Below are 20,079 nucleotides of genomic sequence, written 5' to 3'. Positions count from 1 at the left end.
GCACGATGAGCCGCTCTTTGAATGCGCTTTATGGCTGGCTGCTTCTGCTGCCAGCCATCGTGCTGCTCGCCGCCTTCACGCATTACCCGGCGGTGGCGACGCTATGGCACAGCTTTTTCTCCACGCCCAAGGGTGCGCGCCCGGCCCGCTTCGTCGGGCTGGAGAACTACGCCGTCATGCGCGACGATCCGGTGTTCTGGCAGTCGCTGTGGAACAACCTGTGGTTCGCGCTGGGCACCATTCCCACCTCGATCGGCATTGCGCTGATCATGGCACTGTGGGTGAACCGCAACCTTACCGGCCGCGGCTTTCTGCGCATGGCGTATTTCACGCCGACGGTGCTGCCCATGGTGGCGGTGGCCAACATCTGGCTGTTCTTCTACACGCCGCAATACGGGCTGATCGCGCAGGTGATGGGCTGGTTCGGATCGCCCGGTCCCAACTGGCTGGGCAACCGCGAGACTGCGCTGCCCGCCCTGATGCTGGTGACCGTGTGGAAGGAATCCGGCTTTTTCATGATCTTCTATCTGGCGGCGTTGCAGACGGTGTCGCCGTCGCTGCGTGAAGCGGCCATGCTGGAAGGCGCATCGCGCTGGCAGTACTTCCGGCGTGTGCTGTGGCCGCTCTTGATGCCGACGACGCTTTTCGTGCTGATCAACGCACTGATCAACGCGTTCCGGCTGGTCGACCATGTGGTGGTGATGACGCGCGGCGGCCCCGACAACGCCAGCACGCTGCTTCTGTACTACATCTACCAGGTGGGATTCAGCTTCTGGGACACGGCCTACGCCGCGACCCTGACCGTCGTGTTGCTGGTGGTGCTGGCGCTGACCGCGCTGATCAAGTTCCGCTGGCTGGACCGCAGGACGCACTACCAATGAAAGACAAGCTCGATACCCTGGGCGCCTGGGCGCTGGGCCTGTTGTGGATCCTGCCGCTGGCGTACGCCATGTGGGCGGCCTTCCATCCGCCCGCCTACGCGACGCGCTTTGACCTCTTTGCGCCGCTGACGCTGGACAACTTCGTGCGGGCCTGGAATGCGGCGCCGTTTCCGCGCTACTTCCTGAACACGTTCGTGCTGGTCACGATGGTGCTGGCCGCGCAGCTCGTGCTGTCGACGCTGGCCGGCTACGCGTTTGCGCGCTTCGAGTTCCGCGGCCGCGACTTCGTCTTCATGCTGGTGCTGCTGCAGCTGATGATCATGCCGGACGTGCTGCTGGTGGAGAACTACCGGTCGATGAGTCTCCTGGGCGTGCGCGACACGGTGTTTGCCATCGGCCTGCCGTACTTCGCGTCGGCCTTCGGCATCTTCCTGTTGCGCCAGACCTTCAAGACGGTGCCGCGCGAACTCGAGGAAGCGGCGCGCATGGAAGGCGCGAACCCGCTGCAGGTGCTCTGGAAGGTGTACGTGCCGCTCGCCAAGCCGATCTATGTGGCCTACGGGCTGGTGTCGGTCAGCCATCACTGGAACAACTTCCTGTGGCCGCTGATCATCACCAACTCGGTCGAGTCCCGGCCACTGACGGTCGGCCTGCAGGTGTTCTCGTCCACGGACCAGGGCATCGACTGGTCCGTGATCACCGCCGCGACCCTGATGTCGGCCGCGCCGCTGCTCATCGCGTTCCTGCTGTTCCAGCGCCAGTTCGTGCAGTCGTTCATGCGGGCGGGGATCCGCTAAGGACCGTCAGCCGGATGCGCCGCAAAAAAAACCCCGCTCAGGCGGGGTTTCTCGTTGGATGGGGCGGCGTTTCAGTACCCCACAGTCAGGCCCGGCAGGTCCACCGTGATGCGCGGACGTTCCAGCGCCAGCGCCAGGTGCTCGGCAAATTCGCGGGCTTCCTTTTCGTCGGTAGACAGCGTGTCGTAGCCCAGCGCGTCGGCCACACCTAGCACCTTGTCCAGCAACAGGACTTTGCCGCTGGGGCGCAGCGGCTCGCAGCCCAGGGTTTCCCAGGCGCTGTCGAACCAGTCGCGTGCATCGGCCTGGCGTTGCGGGGAGGGCTCGACGTTCGCGGACAGGTCCAGCGAACGGCGGGGGTCGAAAACGATGGTGATGTCGCTGCGCATGGGAAAAACTCCGTCAGAAGGCGTCAGGCCAACAGGGTAGGCAAAAAACGCCGGACAGATTGTCCGTCCGGCGACATATCCTTACCAGCCCCGAGACACTTCCCAGGTGACTTCGGCGCCCGCGGCTTGCGACTGGCGCATCATGTCCAGCAGCGGAAAAGCGCGTTCCTTCAGGCCCACCATGCGCGCCATCGGAGCGACGGCGGGCTTGTCGTCGTCTTCCTCGTCCTGGCCTTCGTGGGCGTGCTGGTACTCGTCGATCGCGCGTTCGATGCCGCTGATGGCCGGTCCCAGTTGCTCGACGGTGAAGACGCCGCGTTCGGGGATCTTGTCGCCGACGGACTTGCCGGCCGCCTGCAGCAGGGGCCCGGCGTGGTCGGTCAGCATCAGGACTTCGGCCACGACCTTGGAGTGAAAAGTGATCAGCATATTCTGGTCTCCCACAATGATTACCTTAGCTACGTACACTACCGCAACGTCCCCATGATGCCAACTGGCGCCCCCAAATCAACTATGATTCAGGGGTTTCCCGTGACAGCAGGCGCCGCGCCGGCCCTGATTCCGGCATGCGCGCGCCGGCTTGCCGGCCACCCGCCGGACGGCACCGTGCCCCGCGCCCGTCGGCGCGACGCGGATCGCCGGCAGGCCGCAAGCGCCGTGCCGCCATCGTCACTCACCCAGAACCACGCCAGACGCCCATGCTCCTCGAGCAACAGAAACAGCTAATCTCCCTGATCCAGGCCGCCGTCGCGCAAAGCCTGCCCGACGCCCAGCCCAACGTGCTGCTGGAGCGCCCCAAGGTTGCCGCCCACGGCGACGTCGCCACCAACGTGGCCATGCAGCTTGCCAAGCCCGCGCGCCGCAATCCCCGCGAACTGGCTCAGGGCATCGTCGACGCCGTGATGGCCAATCCCGACGCCGCCGCGCTGGTCGAGAGCGCCGAAGTGGCCGGTCCCGGCTTCATCAACCTGCGCATCACCCCGGCCGCGCGCCAGGCCGTGATCGCCGCGGTGGCCCAGCAGGGCGAGACCTACGGGCGCGCCCCGCGCCTGGGCGAAAAGATCCTGGTCGAATTCGTGTCGGCCAACCCCACCGGACCGCTGCACGTGGGCCATGCCCGCCAGGCCGCGCTGGGCGACGCGCTGTGCCGCCTGTACGACGCAGTGGGCTGGGACGTCACCCGCGAGTTCTACTACAACGACGCCGGCAACCAGATCCAGAACCTGGCGATCAGCGTGCAGGCCCGCGCCCGCGGCCTGACCACCGATTCCCCCGATTGGCCCGAAGACGGCTACAAGGGCGACTACATCGCCGATATCGCCCGCGACTTCCAGGACGGCAAGACCATCCAGGCGTCCGACGGCGAGCCCGTCACCGCCACGGGCAACATCGACAACCTGGACGACATCCGCGCCTTCGCCGTGGCCTACCTGCGCCGCGAACAGGACCTGGACCTGCAGGCGTTCGGCCTGGCGTTCGACAATTACTACCTCGAAAGCTCGCTCTACACGTCCGGCCGCGTCGAAGCGACGGTCCAGGCGCTGATTGCCGGGGGCCACACCTACGAGGAAGGCGGCGCGCTGTGGCTGCGCACCACCGAACTGGGCACGGGCGACGACAAAGACCGCGTCATGCGTAAAAGCGAGGGCGGCTACACCTATTTCGTCCCGGACGTGGCCTATCACAAGGCCAAATGGGAGCGCGGCTTTCACCGCGCCGTGAACATCCAGGGCAGCGACCACCACGGCACCGTGGCCCGCGTGCGCGCCGGCCTGCAGGCGCTGGAAGAGGGCATCCCGAAGGATTACCCGTCGTACGTCCTGCACAAGATGGTCAAGGTCATGCGCGGCGGCGAAGAGGTCAAGATCTCCAAGCGCGCCGGCAGCTACGTGACCATGCGCGACCTGATCGACTGGGTGGGCCGCGACGCGGTGCGCTACTTCCTGATCCAGCGCCGCGCCGACACGGAATTCGTGTTCGACGTGGACCTGGCCCTGTCCAAGAGCGACGAGAACCCGGTCTATTACATCCAGTACGCCCACGCGCGCATCTGCTCGGTCATCAACAACGCCGGCATGCCGGCCGCCGACGTGGCCCAGGCCGACGCCGCGCTGCTGACCGCGCCGACCGAATTCGCGCTGATGCAGCGCCTGGCCGAATTCCCGCAGGTGGTGGCGCTGGCCGCCCAGGACCTGTCGCCGCACCACATTGCGTTCTGGCTGCGCGACTGCGCGTCCGACTTCCACGCCTGGTACAACGCCGAGCGTGTGCTGGTCGACGACACCGCCGTGAAGCTGGCCCGCCTGCGCCTGGCCGCCACCACCCGCCAGGTGCTGGCAAACGGCCTGGCGCTCTTGGGCGTTTCCGCGCCCGAGCGGATGTAACATCGGTTCATGGCCACCAAGCGCAAATCCACCCGCCGTTCCTCCGGCGAAAGCGGCAGCACCCTGTACGGGGCGCTGGCCGGTCTGCTGATCGGGCTGATCGTCGCCGCCGTCGTCGCGTTCTATGTCACCAAGGCGCCCGTTCCCTTCGTGGACCGGGCCAGCCGCCAGGGCGATACGGGCAAGCTGCCCGATCCGCGCTCGGCGCCGGACCCCAACGCGGGCCTCTACGGCCGAGACGGGGCGGCGGGCGCCCCGCCCACCGGTCCCACCGCCACCGCGCCGGCCCCGCTGCCGGGCGCAGGCGCGCCGGGCAAGGGCGACGAGACGCCCGCCAAGCTGGACGACCTGGGTGCGCTGATTGCCACGCTGCCCACGTCCCGGCCCCCAGCGGCCGCCCCGGCGGCCCCCGCCGCCACCGCGTCCGCGCCCACGCCCATCTCCAAGGCCGCCCCCACGGCCACGGCCTCGGCCAAGCCTGCCGCCCCCGCTGCCACGGGCACGTACTACCTGCAAGCGGGCGCCTTCCGCGGCGAAAACGACGCCGAATCGCTCAAGGCGCGCATCATTCTGCTGGGCCTGCCGGTCGCAGTGCAGAAGGCGGAACTGAACGGCAAGCCCATCAATCGCGTCCGCGTCGGCCCGTTTGCCCGCCTGGACGACATGAACCGGGCACGTGGCCGCCTGGGCGAGAACAAGATCGAAACCGCCGTGGTGCGCCAGTAGCGCCACGCGGCGGATCGTTTTGCATTGAACTAATCCGGCCCCGGGCCTGTCTGTAGCCTTTTATTCAGGAACCTCACCCATGCTGTCCCCCAAGCTCATCCGCATCCTGGCAGCCGCCGCGCTGACCGCCACCGCGTTCTTCAGCCCGGCCAGCCACGCGCAAGGCGCCCAGCAGTACGTGCCCATCAACCCGCCGCTGCCGTCGGACACCCCGGGCAAGGTCGAGGTCCTGGAATTCTTTGCCTATTCGTGCCCGCACTGCGCCGCCATGGAACCCATGGTGGAAGACTGGGTCAAGACCGCGCCGTCCGACGTCGTCCTCAAGCAAGTGCCGATCGCCTTCAACGCCGGCATGAAGCCGCTGCAACAGCTGTACTACACGCTGCAGGCCCTGGACCGTCCCGACCTGCACGCCAAGGTCTTCACGGCCATCCACGGCGAGCACAAGCGCCTGTTCGACAAGAAGGCCATGGGCGAGTGGATTGCCACCCAGGGCGTGGACCGCGCCAAGTTCGACTCGGTGTTCGATTCGTTCAGCGTCCAGACCCAGGTGCAGCGCGCCAACCAGCTCGCCGACGCCTACCGCATCGAAGGCACCCCGTCGTTCGCCGTGGGCGGCAAGTTCATGACCTCGCCGGTCATGGCGGGCAACAGCTACGAAGGCGCCTTGAAGCAGGTGAACGCCCTGATCCCGATGGCGCGCGCCAAGTAATCCGCGCAAGATCCCGCGCAACCGCGGCATCGCAAACGCCCCGAGCCTCTCCGGCCGGGGCGTTTTCATTCAGGCTTCGTTCAGCCCATCTCCAGGGGGACGGGCTACACTTTCGCCATAAAAATCGCCGCACGCACGGCATCAAAAGGGTGGAAGACAAATGAAGAAGCACTTCTCGCGCAGCAGCGCGGCGCTGGGCCTGTGCCTGTCGCTCGCAACGGGCCTGGCCCACGCCAACGCCGCCGACGGCGTCAAGATCGGCGTGTTGACCGACATGGCGGGCGTTACCGCCGACGCCACGGGCAAGGGGTCGGTGGAAGCCGCCCGGCTCGCCATCGAAGAGATGGGCGGCACCTTGCTCGGCAAGCCCATCACGCTCGTGTCCGGCGATCACCAGCACCGCCCCGACATCGGCAGCAGCATGGTCCGCAAGTGGTACGACACCGAAGGCGTGGACGTGGTGGTGGACGTGCCCAACTCGTCCGTCGCGCTGGCCGTGCAAGGCATCGCGCGCGAAAAGAAAAAGCTGGTGCTGTTCTCCAGCCCCGGCACCACCGCGCTGACTCAGGCGCAGTGCTCCCCCTACGGCGTGCAGTGGACCTACACCACCTACGCGCTGTCGCGCGGCACCGCCACCGCCGTCGTGAAAGAGGGCGGCAAGCGCTGGTTCATCCTGGCGTCCGATTACGCATTCGGCAAGCAGCTCGCTGCGGACACGGAAACGGTCGTCAAGGCCAACGGCGGCGAAATCGCCGGCACCGTCTTTCATCCGCTCAATGCGCCGGACTTCGCGTCCTTCCTGCTGCAGGCGCAGGGCTCCAAGGCCCAGATCATCGCGATTGCCAACGCGGGCGGCGACACCATCTCGGCCATCAAGCAGGCCGCGGAATTCGGCATCGGCGGCGCGCAGCAACTGGCCGCGATGCTGCTGCTGTTGACCGACGTGCATAGCCTTGGGCTGGCTGCCGCGCAAAAGACCTACCTGACCGTGCCTTCCTATTGGGACATGAACGACGGCACCCGCGCCTTCACCAAGAAGTTCGAGGCGCGCGTGGGCCGTCCGCCCACCTTCCTGCAGGCCGGTGTCTACAGTTCGGTGCGCCATTACCTCCAGGCGGTGAAGGCGGCTGGCTCGGTCGACGCGGATGCGGTGATGGCCAAGATGAAGTCCATGCCCATCGACGATCCCTTCAGCCTGAACGCCCATATCCGCGCCGATGGCCTGGTGGTGCGCGACATGATGCTGGCGCAGGTCAAGACGCCCGAGCAGTCCAAGGCGCCTTGGGACTACTACAACATCGTGCGCACCATCCCCGGCGAGTCGCTGGCATGGCCGCTGTCCGACAGCCAATGCCCGCTGGTCAAGCCATGACGCAGGCGCTGGCGCTGGCCGACTTTGGCAGCTTCTACGCAGGCGGCCGGCCTGTACGCATCGAAGGGCAGCCAAAGCGCGACATCGCCTTCACGCAGTCGGCGTCGCTGGCCTACGACCCCAACGGCCTCTATCACTTCGAGCAGGCCTACGTGCAGTTCTTCATCCCCGCGCGTCTGGCGCATCCGCTGCCCATCGTGCTGCTGCACGGCGGCGGGATGACCGGCGCGATGTGGGAACAGACGCCCGATGGGCGGCCCGGCTGGATGCAGCACTTTCTGCGGCAGGGCCATGCGGTCTATGTGGTGGACAACGTGGAGCGCGGGCGCGCAGGGTGGGCGCCGTTTGCGCAGGTCTGGCCCGAGCCGCCCATCATCCGCAACGCCGAGGAAAGCTGGTCGCTGTTCCGGTTTGGCCGCGCGGAGGATTTCGCGGCGCGGCAGGCGTTTGCGGGACAGCGCTTTCCAGTTGGCCATTTCGACGACTTCATCCGCCACGCCGTGCCGCGCTGGCTGGGCAACAACGATGCCGCATTGCACGGTTTTTGCGCGGTGCTGGACCGCGTCGGACCGTGCTTGGTGCTGGCGCACAGCCACGGCGGTGAAGTGGCCTACCGGGCGCTGCACGCGCGGCCGGCGCTGGTGCGCGGGGTGATCGGCATCGAGCCGTCCGGGTTTTCCAGCGAGGTTGTCGCCGACTGCGTGGCGGACAAGCCGTTTCTGTTTGTCTATGGCGATTATCTGGATGCCACGCCGCTGTGGGAAAAGCTCGGCGAATCCGGTACCGCCTACGCCGATGCGCTGGCGCGCCACGGCGGGCGGGTGCAGACGTGGCGGCTGGCGGAAATGGGCATTGCAGGCAATTCGCACATGCCCATGATGGACGACAACAGCGACGACATCGCGGCGCGCATCGGCGCGTGGATCCGCGAGACGGCGGGGTGATTGGGCGCGTGGGCCAACGGGGAGGTTACTGGGCTGCCAGGCTGCTGAGTTGCTGGGTTGCTGAGTTGCTGGGTTGCTGGGCCGCGCGCCTGTGCCAGCTAGCGCGCGCCGGGGCAGCCGTCCGGCAGCCGCCCCCCGCCGGTCTCCGCCTATTCCTTGACGTCCGCCGCCTGCTCGAAGGCCTGCGTCAGGTCCGCAATGATGTCCTCGGGCGACTCCAGCCCGATGTGCAGACGCACGACCGGGTTCTCGCCTTCACCCCAATAGCGGTGATGGGAAAGGTCCTTGGACGAAACCAACTGCACCAGGCTTTCATAGCCCCCCCACGAGAAGCCGATACCAAATAGCGTCAGCGCATCGACAAAACGGCGCGCCGCGGCCGGGGACAGGGCCAGTTCAGCCGACAGCATGCCGTTCGACCCCGTGCAATCGCGCTTCCACAAATCGTGGCCGGGATCCTTCGGCCAGGCCGGATGGAAGAGGCGCACGGTCTCGGGACGGGCGTTCAGGAATTCGCACACCTGCATGGCATGGCGCGCATGCTGAGCCATGCGGATGGGCATGGTGCGCACGCCGCGCAATGCCAGCCAGGCGTCGTCCGCGCTGATGGAGTAGCCCATCGCGTACTGCGTGCGGTTCAGCTTGCGGGCGATGCCCTCGTCGTTGGTGACCACAGCGCCCAGCATCAGGTCGGAGTGCCCGCCCACATACTTGGTGCCCGCGATGACCGAGACCTGCGCGCCCAGCGTCAGCGGCCGGTAGATGTAGCCCGACCCCCAGGTGTTGTCGGTGGCCAGCACCAGCCCGTGACGCTGCGCGATGGCGGCCATCGCGCCCATGTCCAGCATCTCGAAGAGCAGGGAACCCGGCGATTCCACGTACAGCAGCGTGGTGTTGGGCCGCACCAGCGCATCGATGTCCTCACCCGCCGCAAAGTACGTGATCTCGATGTTCATGCGCTTGAGCACCGCGTCGTCCAGCTCGCGCATCGGACCGTACACGCTGTCCGAGATCAATGCATGGTCGCCGGCCGAGCACAGCGCCATCATGACCATGGTCATGGCCGACAGACCCGAGGACGCCAGATAGCAGTGCGTGCCGCCTTCCAGTTGCGTGAACACCTCTTCCAGCGCGGCATGCGTGTCCATGCCCATACGGCCGTACGTGGATGCGCGCCCCCCGGCCGCCTTGCTGCGCTGCGCGTTTTCCAGTGCGGCGAGATTGGCAAAGCGCACCGTGCTGGCCCGCATGGGCGGCAACGGCACCGGCGCCGTGCCGGTCTCGGGATTGAACGGGGCGGTGCCCGCGTGCTGGAGAACCGTATCGATGTGTTTGGTAGGCATCTTGTAGAGGTGCGTCAAAGCCGGGAAAACCAAACCATATCAGGACGCGGCGGGAATTTCAGCCGATCCATTGAACCGTCTCGGACAAATCCGCACGGCGGGTGCGGTAGCTGTTGGCCGGATGCGCCGTGTCCTCAAACCCGAACGAGATGCCGCAGACCACGCGCCGGCCGGGTCCGATGCCCAGCACTTCGCGCAGCACCTCGGGATACATCGCCAGAGACGCCTGGGCCACGGTTGCCACGCCGTTGGCTTGCGCGGCCAGCAGGAAATTGGCGACATAGCCGCCGCAGTCCATCGCGCCGTATTCGCCCAGCGCCTCGTCGGTCGTGATGATCGCGACATGCGGCGCGTCGAAGAGGGCGAAGTTGCGCATCTCCTGCCGCCGATAGGCCTCGCGGTCGCCGCGCGGCACGCCCACGGCGCCGTACAGCTGAAAGCCGGACTCGCGGCGGCGGGCCAGGTATTCGTCGCGGTATTCGCGCGGGAACGGGAAATCAGGCTTGAAGCCTTCGACCTGCGCGCGGCGCTCGAGCGCGTCGCGCAGGCGCCGGGTGGCGTCGCCCTCGGTGATCGTCACCTGCCAAGGCTGGCAGTTGCACCAGGACGCCGTGCGCTGCGCCAAGGTCAGGATGCGTTCGATGGTGGCGCGGGGCACGGGCTCTGGCAGAAAGGCGCGGCAACTGTGGCGGGCGAGCAGCCATTCTTCGAGCGCGGCATCAGGCCGGGCGTCGTCGGCGTTATGGGCGCTTTTAGCGTGCTGAGCGGCAACGGTCATGATCAGTCTGTCTCCTGTCGTGGTCGGCTTTGCCCTTATCATGCCACTTGCTGTCCGGCGCTGTCCGGGCGACGCTGTCCTCGCGCCAATGGCGCGGTGGCTTCAACGCTACGCCGCTGACCGAATGGACTTGTCGCTTCCACCGCCCCGTCGCATCCGCTGCTCCGATACCGAAGAGACTCCATGCTGCCCCTCGACACCCTGATCGCATTCTTTGGCATTGCCGTACTGCTGGCGCTGACGCCGGGGCCGGACAATCTCTTTGTGCTGATGCAGTCCGCCATCTGGGGACGCAAGGCGGGCATGTTCGTGGTTCTGGGGCTGTGCACCGGCTTGCTGGGACACACGGCGGCGGTTGCGGTCGGCCTGGCCGCCGTGTTCGCCGCTTCGCCCGTCGCGTTCACGGTGCTCAAGCTGGCGGGCGCGGCCTATCTGGCGTACCTGGCCTGGCAGATCCTGCGCGCCCCCCTCGAATCCGAAGACGGAAAACGTCCCGAACCGATGCGGCCCGGCGCGTTGTACCGCCGCGGCATCGTCATGAACCTTACCAATCCGAAGGTGCTGCTGTTCTTCTTCGCCTTCCTGCCGCAATTCACGTCGCCGCGGCTCGGCCCGGTGGGTTTGCAGACGATGCAACTGGGTGCGGTGTTTATCGTGTCGACGCTGCTGGTGTTCGGGGCGATCGCGTTCTTCTCGGGTGCGTTCGGGGAATTGCTGCAGCGTTCGGTGACGGCCAAGCGCTGGTTGAATCGCATTGCCGCGCTGGTGTTCGTCGGGCTGGCCGTCAGGCTGGCGACGGCTTCCCGCTAGACACCGCTAATCGTCGCGCTGGTGCTGATCCCCAGCGGCGGCACGCGATCAGCGGGACACCGGCAGCCGGACACGAGCAGCGATGCTCGCATCCCCCGGCCGCCCATCATGCCAATCAAGCCGCCTTGAACCGCACGATGCCGTCCGCATCCTGCGCCCGCGTGAGCTTGCCTTCGAAGTACAGCGCATGCAGATGCGCCAATGCCTCGCCCATCGCGAAGGTCAGCTGGTGCAAGTCCAGCTTGCGCTTGAACAGCACCGGCACGATGTCCGACGTCGATTGCGGCTGCACCGCACAGGCTTCCAGCACCTCGGCCAGCCGGTCGCGATGATGCTCGTGCTGTTGCGTGATGCGTTCGTGCAGGCCCTTGAACGGGCGGCCGTGCGACGGCAGCACCAGCGTGTCGCGGGGCAGGCCGTCATAGCCGTGCAGCGACCGCAGATACAAAGGCAGCGGATTGGCGTCGGGTTCGTAATCGAACACGCTGACGTTGGTGGAAATGCGCGGCAGCACCATGTCGCCGGAGATCAGCACGCCAAGATCAGGCGAAAACAGCGACGCGTGTTCCGGCGCATGGCCGTAGCCCACGATGACACGCCAGTCGCGTCCGCCGATGCGAACCTGGTCGCCGTCCATGATGCGGGTGTACCGCGACGGCACGGCGGGCACCAGGTTGGGGTAGTAGCTTGCGCGCTGGCGGATCTGCTCCTGCGAGTCCGGGTCGGTCAGGCCGTGGCGCGCGAAATGCTCGACCGCGGATTGGCCACCAGGGCCCGCCCCCGCATCCGTGCGGCGCGACGACCACAGCGACGCCACCATGTAGTCCGTCATCGTCATCCACAGCCGCGCGTTCCAGCGTTCGCACAGCCAGTGGGCAAGGCCGATGTGGTCCGGGTGCATGTGCGTGACCAGCACGCGCAACACGGGCAGGCCGTCCAGCTCGTTCTTGAACACGTCTTCCCACAGCGTCTTCACCTCGTCGCGCGAAATGCCGCAGTCGACGATGGTCCAGCCGTCCTGGCCGTCGATGTTGTCGCGCAGCAGCCAGAGGTTGATATGATCCAGCGCGAACGGCAGCGGCATCCGGATCCATTTGACGCCCTCCGCCACCGCATGCGCGCGGCCGGCCTCGGGCTGGAAATCGGCCCAGGGATACTGAAGCTTCTGCTCGTTGGGGTTCATTGCCTATCGCTCCACGCTTGACGATCACGTCAAGTCATCATAATTTACGTTTACGTAAACTGCCACACGTCGCATGCCCTCGTCAACCTGGACCATCTCCGAGCTCGCCCGCGAGTTCGACGTCACGCCCCGCACGATCCGCTTCTACGAAGACCAGGGAATCGTCAGCCCGGCGCGCGAGGGCCGCAACCGCATTTTCGGACCGCGCGACCGCACGCGCCTGAAACTTGCCCTGCGCGGCAAGCGGCTGGGCCTGCAACTGTCCGAGATCCTGACGCTGATCGACATGTACGACGGACCCGGCGACACCGAAGTCCAGCTGCGCCAGTACCTGTCCGTGCTGGAGCAGCACCGCGCCACGCTGGAGCAACAGCGCCGCGACATCGACGATACGCTGCAAGAAATCAGCGAACAGGAGCGCCAGTGCCGCGCCCTGCTGGCGCAGAAGCCGTAGTCCGCATGGCAGCACTTCAAACGCTGGGCCTGTTCGTCCTGACCGCCCTGGCCGAAATCATCGGCTGCTACCTGCCTTACCTTTGGCTGCGTAAAGGACACTCCATCTGGCTGCTGGCGCCCGCCGCGCTGAGTTTGGCGCTGTTCGCCTGGCTGCTGACCTTGCACCCGACGGCGTCCGGCCGCGTCTATGCCGCCTACGGCGGCGTTTACATCGGCATGGCGCTGCTGTGGCTGTGGGCGGTGGACGGCGTGCGTCCCAGCGCCAGCGACTGGATCGGCGTGGGCCTGTGCATCGCCGGGATGCTGGTGATCATGTTCGGGCCGCGCGGGAGCTGATCCGGGCCGCCAAACGGGCAAGAAAAAGCGCGCGTATCTGTAAAGGGCCGCGCGCTTTGCATGGGTGCTGGTCTTTTGACGCAGGCGGCGTCTCGGCGCATCTGCGCGCGGCGGATCGACCGCCGCCGCGCCGAAGTGCCACCACAAACCGCCGATCACTCCGCCTTGATATTGCCTTCCTTGATGAGGCGGGCATTGTTCGTGAACTCGGCCTGCACCTGCTTGGCAAAGGCCTCGCCCGACGCCGTGCCCGGCTGCAGGAACGACTTGGCCAGCAGCTCCTGGAACTCGGCGCTGGCCACGGCCTTGGTCAAGGCGGCCTGCAACGGCTGCGACACCGTGGGTGGCAGGTTGGCCGGCGCGAAGATGCCGAAGTTCGAGTAGTACTGCGCCTGCGGCAGTTTCAGCTCGGCCATCGTCGGCACGTCGGGCCACGCGGCCAGACGTTGCGGCGCCATCACCGCCAGCGGCTTGAGGGCGCCGTTGGCCACGTGCGGCAACACCACGTCGCTGTTGACCACCAGCAGTTCCACCACGCCGCCAAGGCCGTCGGTCAGCGCCTGGCTGTTGCCGCGGTAGGGCACGTGCAGCATCTTGGTCCCCGTCTGCGCGGTGACCGCTGCCATGCCGATGTGCGCGACCGTGCCCTGACCGGGCGTGCCATAGCGCACGCCTTCCGGATGCGCCTTGGCATATTCCACCAATCCCGCAAAATCCTTCACGGGCAACGCCTTGGTCGCCACGATGGCCACCGGCGCGACGGCCACGCTGGCCACCGGCGTCAGGTCCTTCATCGGGTCATAGTTGGTCTTGGCCAGATGCGGGAAGATGGTCAACGGGCTGGTCGAGGCCAAGAGCAGCGTGGTGCCGTCCGGCTGCGCGCGCGCCACGTAGTCCGTGCCCACGGACGCGCCCGCGCCGGGCTTGTTCTCGACGATGACCGTGATGTTCGCTTCCTTGCGCAGCGCGTCGCCCAGACGCCGCGCGATCGCATCGGCGCTGCCGCCGGCCGTGTACGGCACGACCACGGTGATCGGCTTGGCCGGCCAGGTCTGCGCCATCGCGCCGCTTGCCATGATTGCCAGGGCCGCCCCCGCGGCCTTGATGAACAACGTCTTCTTTTTCATATCGTCCTGGTGATGTTGCGTAGCACTGCGTGGGTGAAACGGATTGCGGTAAAGCCCATCAGGCAAGGTAGCGTTGCGCCAGGCGAACCCAGTACGACGCCCCCGCCGGAATCAAGGAATCATTGAAGTCATAGCTGGCGTTGTGCAGCATGCAGGGGCCCAGCCCGTGGCCCGCCATGCGGTGCTCGCCATCGCCGTTGCCCAGGAACACGTAGCACCCCGGCTTTTCCTGCAGCAGGAAGGCAAAGTCTTCCGACGCCATCGCCGGTTCGATGGTCAGCGCGCGGTCCTCGCCCACGACCTCGCGCATCACGCCCATGCAGAATTCCGTTTCGGCCACGGTGTTGACCAGCGCCGGGTAACGGCGCTCGAAGTACACCTCGGCCTCGCAGCCATGCGCCGCGGCGATGCTGGGCGCGATCTCCTGCATGCGCCGCTCGATCAGGTCCACCACATCGGTGCTGTACGCCCGCACCGACCCGCCCAGCCACGCGGTATTGGGAATCACGTTGATGACGCTGCCGCCCGCCTGCACCTGCGTGATGGACAGCACTGCGGCATCCAGCGGACGCTTGCTGCGCGTCAGGATCGTCTGCAACGACTGGCCGATGGCAAAGAGCGCCGGCACCGGATCATTGCAGTCCTGCGGCGCGGCAGCATGGCCGCCCTTGCCCTTAACCGTAATCTTGAAGCCATTGGCTGCCGCCATCATGGGACCCGCACAGACGCCGAACGCGCCGGCCGGCAACCCCGGCCAGTTGTGCATGCCGAAGACCGCCTCGCACGGAAACCGCGTGAAGAGGCCATCCTGGATCATCGCCCGGCCGCCCGCGCCGCCTTCCTCGGCCGGCTGAAAGCACAGGTACACCGTGCCGTCGAAGCCGCCCGCCGTCTGCAAATGCTGCGCCGCAGCCAGCAGCATCGCGGTGTGGCCATCATGGCCGCAGCCGTGCATCTTGCCGTCGTGACGCGAGCGGTGCTCGAACTGGTTCTCTTCCTGCATCGGCAGCGCATCCATGTCGGCGCGCAGCATGATGGCCCGATCCGACGTGCCCCGCTTGATCACACCCACCACACCCGTCTTGGCAATGCCCGTGTGCGTTTCGATGCCCCAGCCGCGCAGCGTGTCGGCCACCACCTTGGCCGTGCGGTGCTCTTCATAGCAAAGCTCCGGGTGCATGTGGATGTCACGGCGCAGCGCCACGATGTCGTCCAGGTTGGATAGTTCAAGCACAGCTGACTCCGTCGGATATTTCAGGATTAAAGGGTCGCATCAAGTATTGCCCATCGTCCCTTCTGATAAGGCCGCCACACGCTAGGGATAACCCTCATCCAATTTACGTTTACGTAAACGTAATATTTGCACTGCATCATTGCGCGGCGCCGGACGAACGGCGCATCATGGATCACTCCCGCGACGGCGGCCAAGACACGCACGCGCAGGTCCATGAATGTAAGCACCTACTATCACGGAGACACTGATGAATCTTCCCGGCCTGAACTTCGACCTGGGCGAAGACCTGGACATGCTGCGCGACGCCGTACGCAATTTCGCGCAGGCCGAGATCGCGCCGCGCGCCGCGGAAGTCGATCGCAGCGACCAATTCCCCATGGACCTGTGGCGCAAATTCGGTGACCTCGGCGTGCTGGGCATGACCGCCGACGAGGAATACGGCGGCGCGAACATGGGCTATCTGGCCCACATGGTCGTCATGGAAGAAATCTCCCGCGCCAGCGCCTCGATCGGCCTGTCGTACGGCGCGCACTCCAACCTGTGCGTGAATCAGATCAACCGCAACGGCACCGCCGCCCAGAAGGCCAAATACCTGCCCAAGCTCATCTCCGGCGAGCACGTGGGCGCGCTGGCCATGAGCGAACCGGGCGCGGGCTCCGACGTTGTCAGCATGAAGCTGCGCGCCGACAAGAAGGGCGACCGCTACGTGCTGAACGGCACCAAGATGTGGATCACCAACGGCCCGGACGCCGACACCCTCGTCGTCTACGCCAAGACCGACCCCGAGGCCCATCAGCGCGGCATCACCGCCTTTCTCGTCGAAAAGGGCTTCAAAGGCTTTTCCGTGGCGCAGAAGCTGGACAAGCTGGGCATGCGCGGCAGCCACACCGGCGAGCTGGTGTTTCAGGACTGCGAGATCCCCGAAGAAAACGTGCTGGGCCAGGTCAACGGCGGCGTAAAGGTGCTGATGAGCGGCCTGGACTACGAACGCGCCGTGCTGTCCGGCGGGCCGCTGGGCATCATGCAGGCCGTGATGGACGTGGTGGTGCCCTACATTCACGACCGCAAGCAGTTCGGCCAGGCCATCGGCGAATTCCAGCTCATCCAGGGCAAGGTCGCCGACCTGTACACCACGCTGCAAGCCAGCCGGGCCTTTTGCTATCAGGTCGGCAAGAACCTGGACAAACTGGGGTCCGACCACGTGCGCCAGGTGCGCAAGGACTGCGCCGCGCTCATCCTGTACACCGCCGAAAAGGCCACGTGGATGGCGGGCGAGGGCGTGCAGATCCTGGGCGGCAACGGCTACATCAACGAATACCCGGTCGGCCGCCTGTGGCGCGATGCCAAGCTGTACGAAATTGGCGCCGGCACCAGCGAAATCCGCCGCATGCTGATCGGCCGCGAACTCTTCAACGAAACCGCCTGACGCCTTATCCACAGCCCGCGCCATGATCCGCACGTCCGACATCCAGCACATCGAGCAGGCGCCCGCCCCGGGCCCCTCGCCGTTGGACGTCGCGCGGCTGATCCTGGCGGGCTTTGACCGGCACTATGCGCTGTTTCGCTACAGCGCGCAGCGCGCCAAGGCGCTGTTCGAATCCGGCGACTGGCACGGCATCCAGCACCTGTCGCGCGAACGCATCGAGTACTACGACATGCGCGTGCGCGAATGCGCCACGCAACTGGAAGGCGTGCTGCGCGGGCGGCCGGAAGGCGCGGTGGGTGGAAACGGCGCGGGCAACGGTGGCGGCAATGGCGCCGATGCCCCGTCCCTGACCGACGCGCAGACCGCCTACTGGCAAGACATCAAGCAGGAGTTCGTCGGCCTCTTGGGCGAACACCGCCAGCCCGAGTGCGCCGAGACCTTCTTCAACTCGGTGTCGTGCCGACTGCTGCACCGCGACTACTTCCATAACGATTTCCTGTTCGTCCGGCCGGCCGTCGCCACCGACTATCTGGACAGCAGCATCCCGTCCTACCGCGTGTACTACCCGGTGACCGACGGCCTGGAAAAAAGCCTGATCCGCATGGTGGCCGACTTCGGCCTGGCGCTGCCTTTTGAAGACCTGCCGCGCGACACGCGATTGCTGGCGCGTGCTGCGGTGTCCAAACTGCGCGCGGTGCTGCGGCGCCACGTCGGCCGGCGCATCGCCACCGACTGCCAGATCCACGCGCTGGGCTCGCTTTTCTTTCGCAACAAGGGCGCCTACATCGTCGGCCGCCTGATCAACCAGACCACCGTCTATCCCTTTGCCATCGCGCTGACTCGCAATCCGGCGGGACAGGTGACGCTGGACGCGCTGCTCCTGGGCGCGGACGACCTGAGCACGCTGTTCAGCTTTACCCGCGCGTATTTCCTGGTGGACATGGAAACGCCCGCGGCCGTGGTCAACTTTCTGTCGAGCCTCTTGCCGCGCAAGCCCAAGGCCGAGCTCTACACCATGATCGGCCTGCAAAAGCAGGGCAAGACGCTGTTCTACCGCGACTTCCTGCACCACCTGGCGCATTCGCGCGACGCGTTCGACATCGCCCCCGGCATCAAGGGCATGGTGATGTGCGTGTTCACGCTGCCCTCCTACCCATACGTGTTCAAGCTCATCAAGGACCGCATCGACAAGGACGGCATGGATCACGCCACCGTGCGGCGCAAGTACCAGATGGTCAAGCTGCACGACCGCGTCGGCCGCATGGCAGACACCTGGGAGTATTCACAGGTCGCCCTGCCGCGCGCCCGCTTTGCCCCCGCGCTGCTCGATGAACTGCGCCGGCTGGTCCCCAGCCTCATTGAAGAAACTAGCGACACCGTCGTCATCCGCCACGTCTACATCGAACGCCGGATGACGCCGCTGAACCTATATCTGCAGCAGGCGCCGGATGCGCTGCTGGACCACGCGGTGCGCGAATACGGGGACGCCATCCGCCAACTGGCCGCGGCCAATATCTTCCCCGGCGACATGCTTTACAAGAATTTCGGCGTCACGCGGCTGGGCCGGGTCGTCTTTTATGACTACGACGAAATCCAGCGCATGACCGAAATGAACTTCCGGCGCATCCCGCCGGCCCCGAATGAAGAAGCGGAGATGGCCTCGGAACCCTGGTACGCCATCGGTCCGAACGACGTCTTCCCCGAGGAATTCGGCCGCTTCCTGCTGGGCGATGCGCGCGTGCGCGGCGCCTTCATGCGTCACCATGCCGACCTCTTGGAACCGGACTGGTGGCAGGCCTGCCGCGCCCACGTGGCGCAAGGCCGGATCGAAGAATTTTTCCCTTACGATAAGGACAGACGCCTGCGCGCAGACCGCCCTTCAAACGGCCACGCGGTGTTGTAACCCAATCGCTGTCCCGACCCTCACAGGAGCAAGTCATGTCAGATCCCATCGTCATCGTTTCCGTCGCCCGCACGCCCATGGGCGGCATGCTGGGCAGCCTGTCCGGCCTGGCCGCGCACGAGCTGGGCTCCGTCGCCATCAAGGCCGCGGTCGAACGCGCCGGCATCAAGCCGGAGCAGGTCGACGAAGTCATCATGGGCAACGTGCTGCAAGCTGGCCAAGGCCAGGCGCCCGCCCGCCAGGCCGCGCTGGGCGCCGGGCTGCCGCTGGGCGTCGCATGCACCACTATCCACAAAGTGTGCGGCTCGGGCCTGAAGGCCGCGATGTTCGGCCATGACCTGCTGGCTTCGGGCAGCGCCGAGATCGTCGTGGCCGGCGGCCAGGAAAGCATGAGCAACGCGCCGTACCTGCTGCTCAAGGGCCGCCAGGGCTACCGCTACGGCCACAACACCGTGTACGACCACATGGCGCTGGACGGCCTGGAAGACGCCTACGACAAGGGCAAGGCCATGGGCGTCTTCGCCGAAGACTGCGCCTCCAAGTATTCGTTCACGCGCGAACAGCAGGACGAATTCTCGCTGGAATCGCTGCGCCGCGCGCGCGCCGCCTCGGAGGACGGCAGCTTCAAGTGGGAAATCGCCCCCGTCACCGTCGCCGGCCGCAAGGGCGACACCGTGATCGACACCGACGAAGCGCCCACCAAGGCCATGCCGGAAAAGATCCCGACGCTCAAGCCCGCCTTCAAGAAAGACGGCACCGTCACCGCCGCGAACTCGTCGTCGATCTCCGACGGCGCCGCCGCCATGGTGCTGATGCGCGCGTCCACCGCCGAAAAGCTCGGCGTCAAACCGCTGGCCCGCATCGTCGCGCACTCGCAGCATTCGCAGGAACCCAACTGGTTCACCACCGCCCCCGTCGGCGCGCTGAAGAACCTGTTCAAGAAGACCGGCTGGACGGCCGAGGACGTGGACCTGTACGAGATCAACGAAGCCTTCGCGGTGGTCACCATGGCCGCCATGACCGACTTCAAGCTTCCGCATGACAAGGTCAACATCCACGGCGGCGCCACCGCGCTGGGCCATCCGATCGGCGCTTCGGGCGCGCGCCTGATGGCCACCCTGATCGGCGCGCTGCGCAAGACCGGCGGCAAGCGCGGCGTGGCCACGCTGTGCATCGGCGGCGGCGAAGCAGTCGCGATGGCCATCGAAATGGTCTAAGCGGCTGCCTGCTTGGGGCGCGGGCTTTGTCCGTCCCTCAAGCAGGATTCCGCTGCGCCTT

At 66.3% G+C, this 20,079-nt stretch carries 20 protein-coding genes; 13 read left to right on the top strand and 7 right to left on the bottom strand.

Annotated features, from left to right (window positions below; genetic code table 11):
* The first annotated feature begins 5 nt into the window (after positions 1-5).
* Together QEP15_RS00605 and QEP15_RS00600 are read left to right on the top strand one after the other, a co-directional pair.
* Positions 6-881, top strand: coding sequence for a carbohydrate ABC transporter permease (locus QEP15_RS00605; RefSeq protein ID WP_062840145.1), 876 nt, complete (start codon positions 6-8; stop codon positions 879-881).
* Positions 878-1,678 carry a carbohydrate ABC transporter permease gene (locus tag QEP15_RS00600; protein ID WP_056327742.1) on the top strand — a complete coding sequence of 267 codons (801 nt, stop codon included), beginning with the start codon at positions 878-880 and terminating at the stop codon, positions 1,676-1,678. The genes QEP15_RS00605 and QEP15_RS00600 overlap by 4 nt, the downstream gene beginning before the upstream one ends.
* 71 nt (positions 1,679-1,749) lie before the next feature.
* Here QEP15_RS00600 and QEP15_RS00595 read toward each other — a convergent pair whose 3' ends face one another.
* Entirely contained in the window at positions 1,750-2,067 is a 318-nt protein-coding gene (locus QEP15_RS00595; protein WP_056327741.1) for a hypothetical protein, read from the bottom strand.
* 81 nt (positions 2,068-2,148) lie between these two features.
* Entirely contained in the window at positions 2,149-2,496 is a 348-nt protein-coding gene (locus QEP15_RS00590) for a DUF1840 domain-containing protein (RefSeq protein WP_056327740.1), read from the bottom strand.
* Between the two features lie 269 nt (positions 2,497-2,765).
* Here QEP15_RS00590 and argS point away from each other — a divergent pair, with 269 nt between their 5' ends.
* The 5 genes from argS (at position 2,766) to QEP15_RS00565 (ending at position 8,205) form a co-directional block, all read left to right on the top strand.
* Entirely contained in the window at positions 2,766-4,451 is a 1,686-nt protein-coding gene (gene argS / locus QEP15_RS00585) for an arginine--tRNA ligase (protein WP_280148308.1), read from the top strand.
* 9 nt (positions 4,452-4,460) lie between these two features.
* Entirely contained in the window at positions 4,461-5,177 is a 717-nt protein-coding gene (locus QEP15_RS00580; protein WP_152383115.1) for an SPOR domain-containing protein, read from the top strand.
* A gap of 79 nt (positions 5,178-5,256) precedes the next feature.
* Positions 5,257-5,889 (top strand): thiol:disulfide interchange protein DsbA/DsbL, encoded by a 633-nt coding sequence (locus tag QEP15_RS00575; protein WP_056327737.1) that lies wholly within the window; start codon positions 5,257-5,259, stop codon positions 5,887-5,889.
* A 160-nt stretch (positions 5,890-6,049) separates the two neighbouring features.
* Complete coding sequence (locus QEP15_RS00570; protein ID WP_175156337.1) at positions 6,050-7,261, top strand: ABC transporter substrate-binding protein; 1,212 nt, start codon at positions 6,050-6,052, stop codon at positions 7,259-7,261.
* Positions 7,240-8,205 carry an alpha/beta hydrolase gene (locus QEP15_RS00565; RefSeq protein WP_280148307.1) on the top strand — a complete coding sequence of 322 codons (966 nt, stop codon included), beginning with the start codon at positions 7,240-7,242 and terminating at the stop codon, positions 8,203-8,205. Before QEP15_RS00570 ends, QEP15_RS00565 begins: the two co-directional genes overlap by 22 nt.
* A gap of 149 nt (positions 8,206-8,354) precedes the next feature.
* Here the strand turns inward: QEP15_RS00565 and metC are convergent, their stop codons facing one another.
* The gene (metC, locus tag QEP15_RS00560; protein WP_217618940.1) at positions 8,355-9,548 is read right to left on the bottom strand and encodes a cystathionine beta-lyase; all 1,194 of its coding nucleotides are present in this window, start codon (positions 9,546-9,548) and stop codon (positions 8,355-8,357) included.
* A gap of 58 nt (positions 9,549-9,606) precedes the next feature.
* Positions 9,607-10,326 (bottom strand): nitroreductase, encoded by a 720-nt coding sequence (locus tag QEP15_RS00555; RefSeq protein ID WP_217618939.1) that lies wholly within the window; start codon positions 10,324-10,326, stop codon positions 9,607-9,609.
* 183 nt (positions 10,327-10,509) lie between these two features.
* On the opposite strand from QEP15_RS00555, the gene QEP15_RS00550 reads away from it, so the two are divergent.
* Positions 10,510-11,136: a LysE family translocator gene (locus tag QEP15_RS00550; RefSeq protein ID WP_152383112.1), complete on the top strand. Its 627-nt coding sequence runs from the start codon at positions 10,510-10,512 to the stop codon at positions 11,134-11,136.
* A 115-nt stretch (positions 11,137-11,251) separates the two neighbouring features.
* On the opposite strand, the gene QEP15_RS00545 is transcribed toward QEP15_RS00550, so the two are convergent.
* Positions 11,252-12,319 carry an MBL fold metallo-hydrolase gene (locus QEP15_RS00545; RefSeq protein ID WP_063954170.1) on the bottom strand — a complete coding sequence of 356 codons (1,068 nt, stop codon included), beginning with the start codon at positions 12,317-12,319 and terminating at the stop codon, positions 11,252-11,254.
* Between the two features lie 73 nt (positions 12,320-12,392).
* On the opposite strand from QEP15_RS00545, the gene QEP15_RS00540 reads away from it, so the two are divergent.
* The gene (locus QEP15_RS00540; RefSeq protein WP_056327734.1) at positions 12,393-12,773 is read left to right on the top strand and encodes a MerR family transcriptional regulator; all 381 of its coding nucleotides are present in this window, start codon (positions 12,393-12,395) and stop codon (positions 12,771-12,773) included.
* Positions 12,774-12,778: 5 nt separating this feature from the next.
* Entirely contained in the window at positions 12,779-13,111 is a 333-nt protein-coding gene (locus QEP15_RS00535) for a YnfA family protein (protein ID WP_062839377.1), read from the top strand.
* A 155-nt stretch (positions 13,112-13,266) separates the two neighbouring features.
* Here QEP15_RS00535 and QEP15_RS00530 read toward each other — a convergent pair whose 3' ends face one another.
* Positions 13,267-14,238, bottom strand: coding sequence for a Bug family tripartite tricarboxylate transporter substrate binding protein (locus QEP15_RS00530; protein ID WP_279991929.1), 972 nt, complete (start codon positions 14,236-14,238; stop codon positions 13,267-13,269).
* A gap of 58 nt (positions 14,239-14,296) precedes the next feature.
* Positions 14,297-15,472, bottom strand: a complete 1,176-nt coding sequence (locus QEP15_RS00525; protein ID WP_082578974.1) for a M20 aminoacylase family protein — start codon at positions 15,470-15,472, stop codon at positions 14,297-14,299.
* A 247-nt stretch (positions 15,473-15,719) separates the two neighbouring features.
* Between QEP15_RS00525 and QEP15_RS00520 the strand changes: the two genes are divergently transcribed.
* From QEP15_RS00520 to QEP15_RS00510, 3 genes are read left to right on the top strand one after another with little or no spacing between them, the layout of a single operon-like run.
* Entirely contained in the window at positions 15,720-16,898 is a 1,179-nt protein-coding gene (locus QEP15_RS00520; protein ID WP_056327730.1) for an isovaleryl-CoA dehydrogenase, read from the top strand.
* Positions 16,899-16,920: 22 nt separating this feature from the next.
* On the top strand, positions 16,921-18,801 hold the full coding sequence (aceK, locus tag QEP15_RS00515) for a bifunctional isocitrate dehydrogenase kinase/phosphatase (protein WP_280148306.1): 1,881 nt from the start codon (positions 16,921-16,923) through the stop codon (positions 18,799-18,801).
* A 35-nt stretch (positions 18,802-18,836) separates the two neighbouring features.
* Positions 18,837-20,018, top strand: coding sequence for an acetyl-CoA C-acetyltransferase (locus QEP15_RS00510; RefSeq protein ID WP_062839373.1), 1,182 nt, complete (start codon positions 18,837-18,839; stop codon positions 20,016-20,018).
* Positions 20,019-20,079 lie beyond the last annotated feature (61 nt).

Origin of the sequence: Achromobacter mucicolens (genome assembly GCF_029866465.1) — a bacterium.
Taxonomy (GTDB): Bacteria; Pseudomonadota; Gammaproteobacteria; order Burkholderiales; family Burkholderiaceae_B; genus Achromobacter; species Achromobacter mucicolens.
Note: the sequence above shows the minus strand (reverse complement) of the source record. Positions and strands in the feature narration are given on the sequence as shown.

Bases quoted from the DNA above. Each gene is read 5' to 3' on its own strand.
- QEP15_RS00530 (WP_279991929.1), bottom strand. From the start codon at position 14,238: ATGAAAAAGAAGACGTTGTTCATCAAGGCCGCGGGGGCGGCCCTGGCA.
- QEP15_RS00590 (WP_056327740.1), bottom strand. From the start codon at position 2,496: ATGCTGATCACTTTTCACTCCAAGGTCGTGGCCGAAGTCCTGATGCTG.
- QEP15_RS00545 (WP_063954170.1), bottom strand. From the start codon at position 12,319: ATGAACCCCAACGAGCAGAAGCTTCAGTATCCCTGGGCCGATTTCCAG.
- aceK (WP_280148306.1), top strand. From the start codon at position 16,921: ATGATCCGCACGTCCGACATCCAGCACATCGAGCAGGCGCCCGCCCCG.
- QEP15_RS00570 (WP_175156337.1), top strand. From the start codon at position 6,050: ATGAAGAAGCACTTCTCGCGCAGCAGCGCGGCGCTGGGCCTGTGCCTG.
- QEP15_RS00540 (WP_056327734.1), top strand. From the start codon at position 12,393: ATGCCCTCGTCAACCTGGACCATCTCCGAGCTCGCCCGCGAGTTCGAC.
- QEP15_RS00565 (WP_280148307.1), top strand. From the start codon at position 7,240: ATGCCCGCTGGTCAAGCCATGACGCAGGCGCTGGCGCTGGCCGACTTT.
- metC (WP_217618940.1), bottom strand. From the start codon at position 9,548: ATGCCTACCAAACACATCGATACGGTTCTCCAGCACGCGGGCACCGCC.
- QEP15_RS00555 (WP_217618939.1), bottom strand. From the start codon at position 10,326: ATGACCGTTGCCGCTCAGCACGCTAAAAGCGCCCATAACGCCGACGAC.
- QEP15_RS00550 (WP_152383112.1), top strand. From the start codon at position 10,510: ATGCTGCCCCTCGACACCCTGATCGCATTCTTTGGCATTGCCGTACTG.
- QEP15_RS00580 (WP_152383115.1), top strand. From the start codon at position 4,461: ATGGCCACCAAGCGCAAATCCACCCGCCGTTCCTCCGGCGAAAGCGGC.
- argS (WP_280148308.1), top strand. From the start codon at position 2,766: ATGCTCCTCGAGCAACAGAAACAGCTAATCTCCCTGATCCAGGCCGCC.
- QEP15_RS00600 (WP_056327742.1), top strand. From the start codon at position 878: ATGAAAGACAAGCTCGATACCCTGGGCGCCTGGGCGCTGGGCCTGTTG.
- QEP15_RS00595 (WP_056327741.1), bottom strand. From the start codon at position 2,067: ATGCGCAGCGACATCACCATCGTTTTCGACCCCCGCCGTTCGCTGGAC.
- QEP15_RS00605 (WP_062840145.1), top strand. From the start codon at position 6: ATGAGCCGCTCTTTGAATGCGCTTTATGGCTGGCTGCTTCTGCTGCCA.
- QEP15_RS00535 (WP_062839377.1), top strand. From the start codon at position 12,779: ATGGCAGCACTTCAAACGCTGGGCCTGTTCGTCCTGACCGCCCTGGCC.
- QEP15_RS00520 (WP_056327730.1), top strand. From the start codon at position 15,720: ATGAATCTTCCCGGCCTGAACTTCGACCTGGGCGAAGACCTGGACATG.
- QEP15_RS00510 (WP_062839373.1), top strand. From the start codon at position 18,837: ATGTCAGATCCCATCGTCATCGTTTCCGTCGCCCGCACGCCCATGGGC.
- QEP15_RS00575 (WP_056327737.1), top strand. From the start codon at position 5,257: ATGCTGTCCCCCAAGCTCATCCGCATCCTGGCAGCCGCCGCGCTGACC.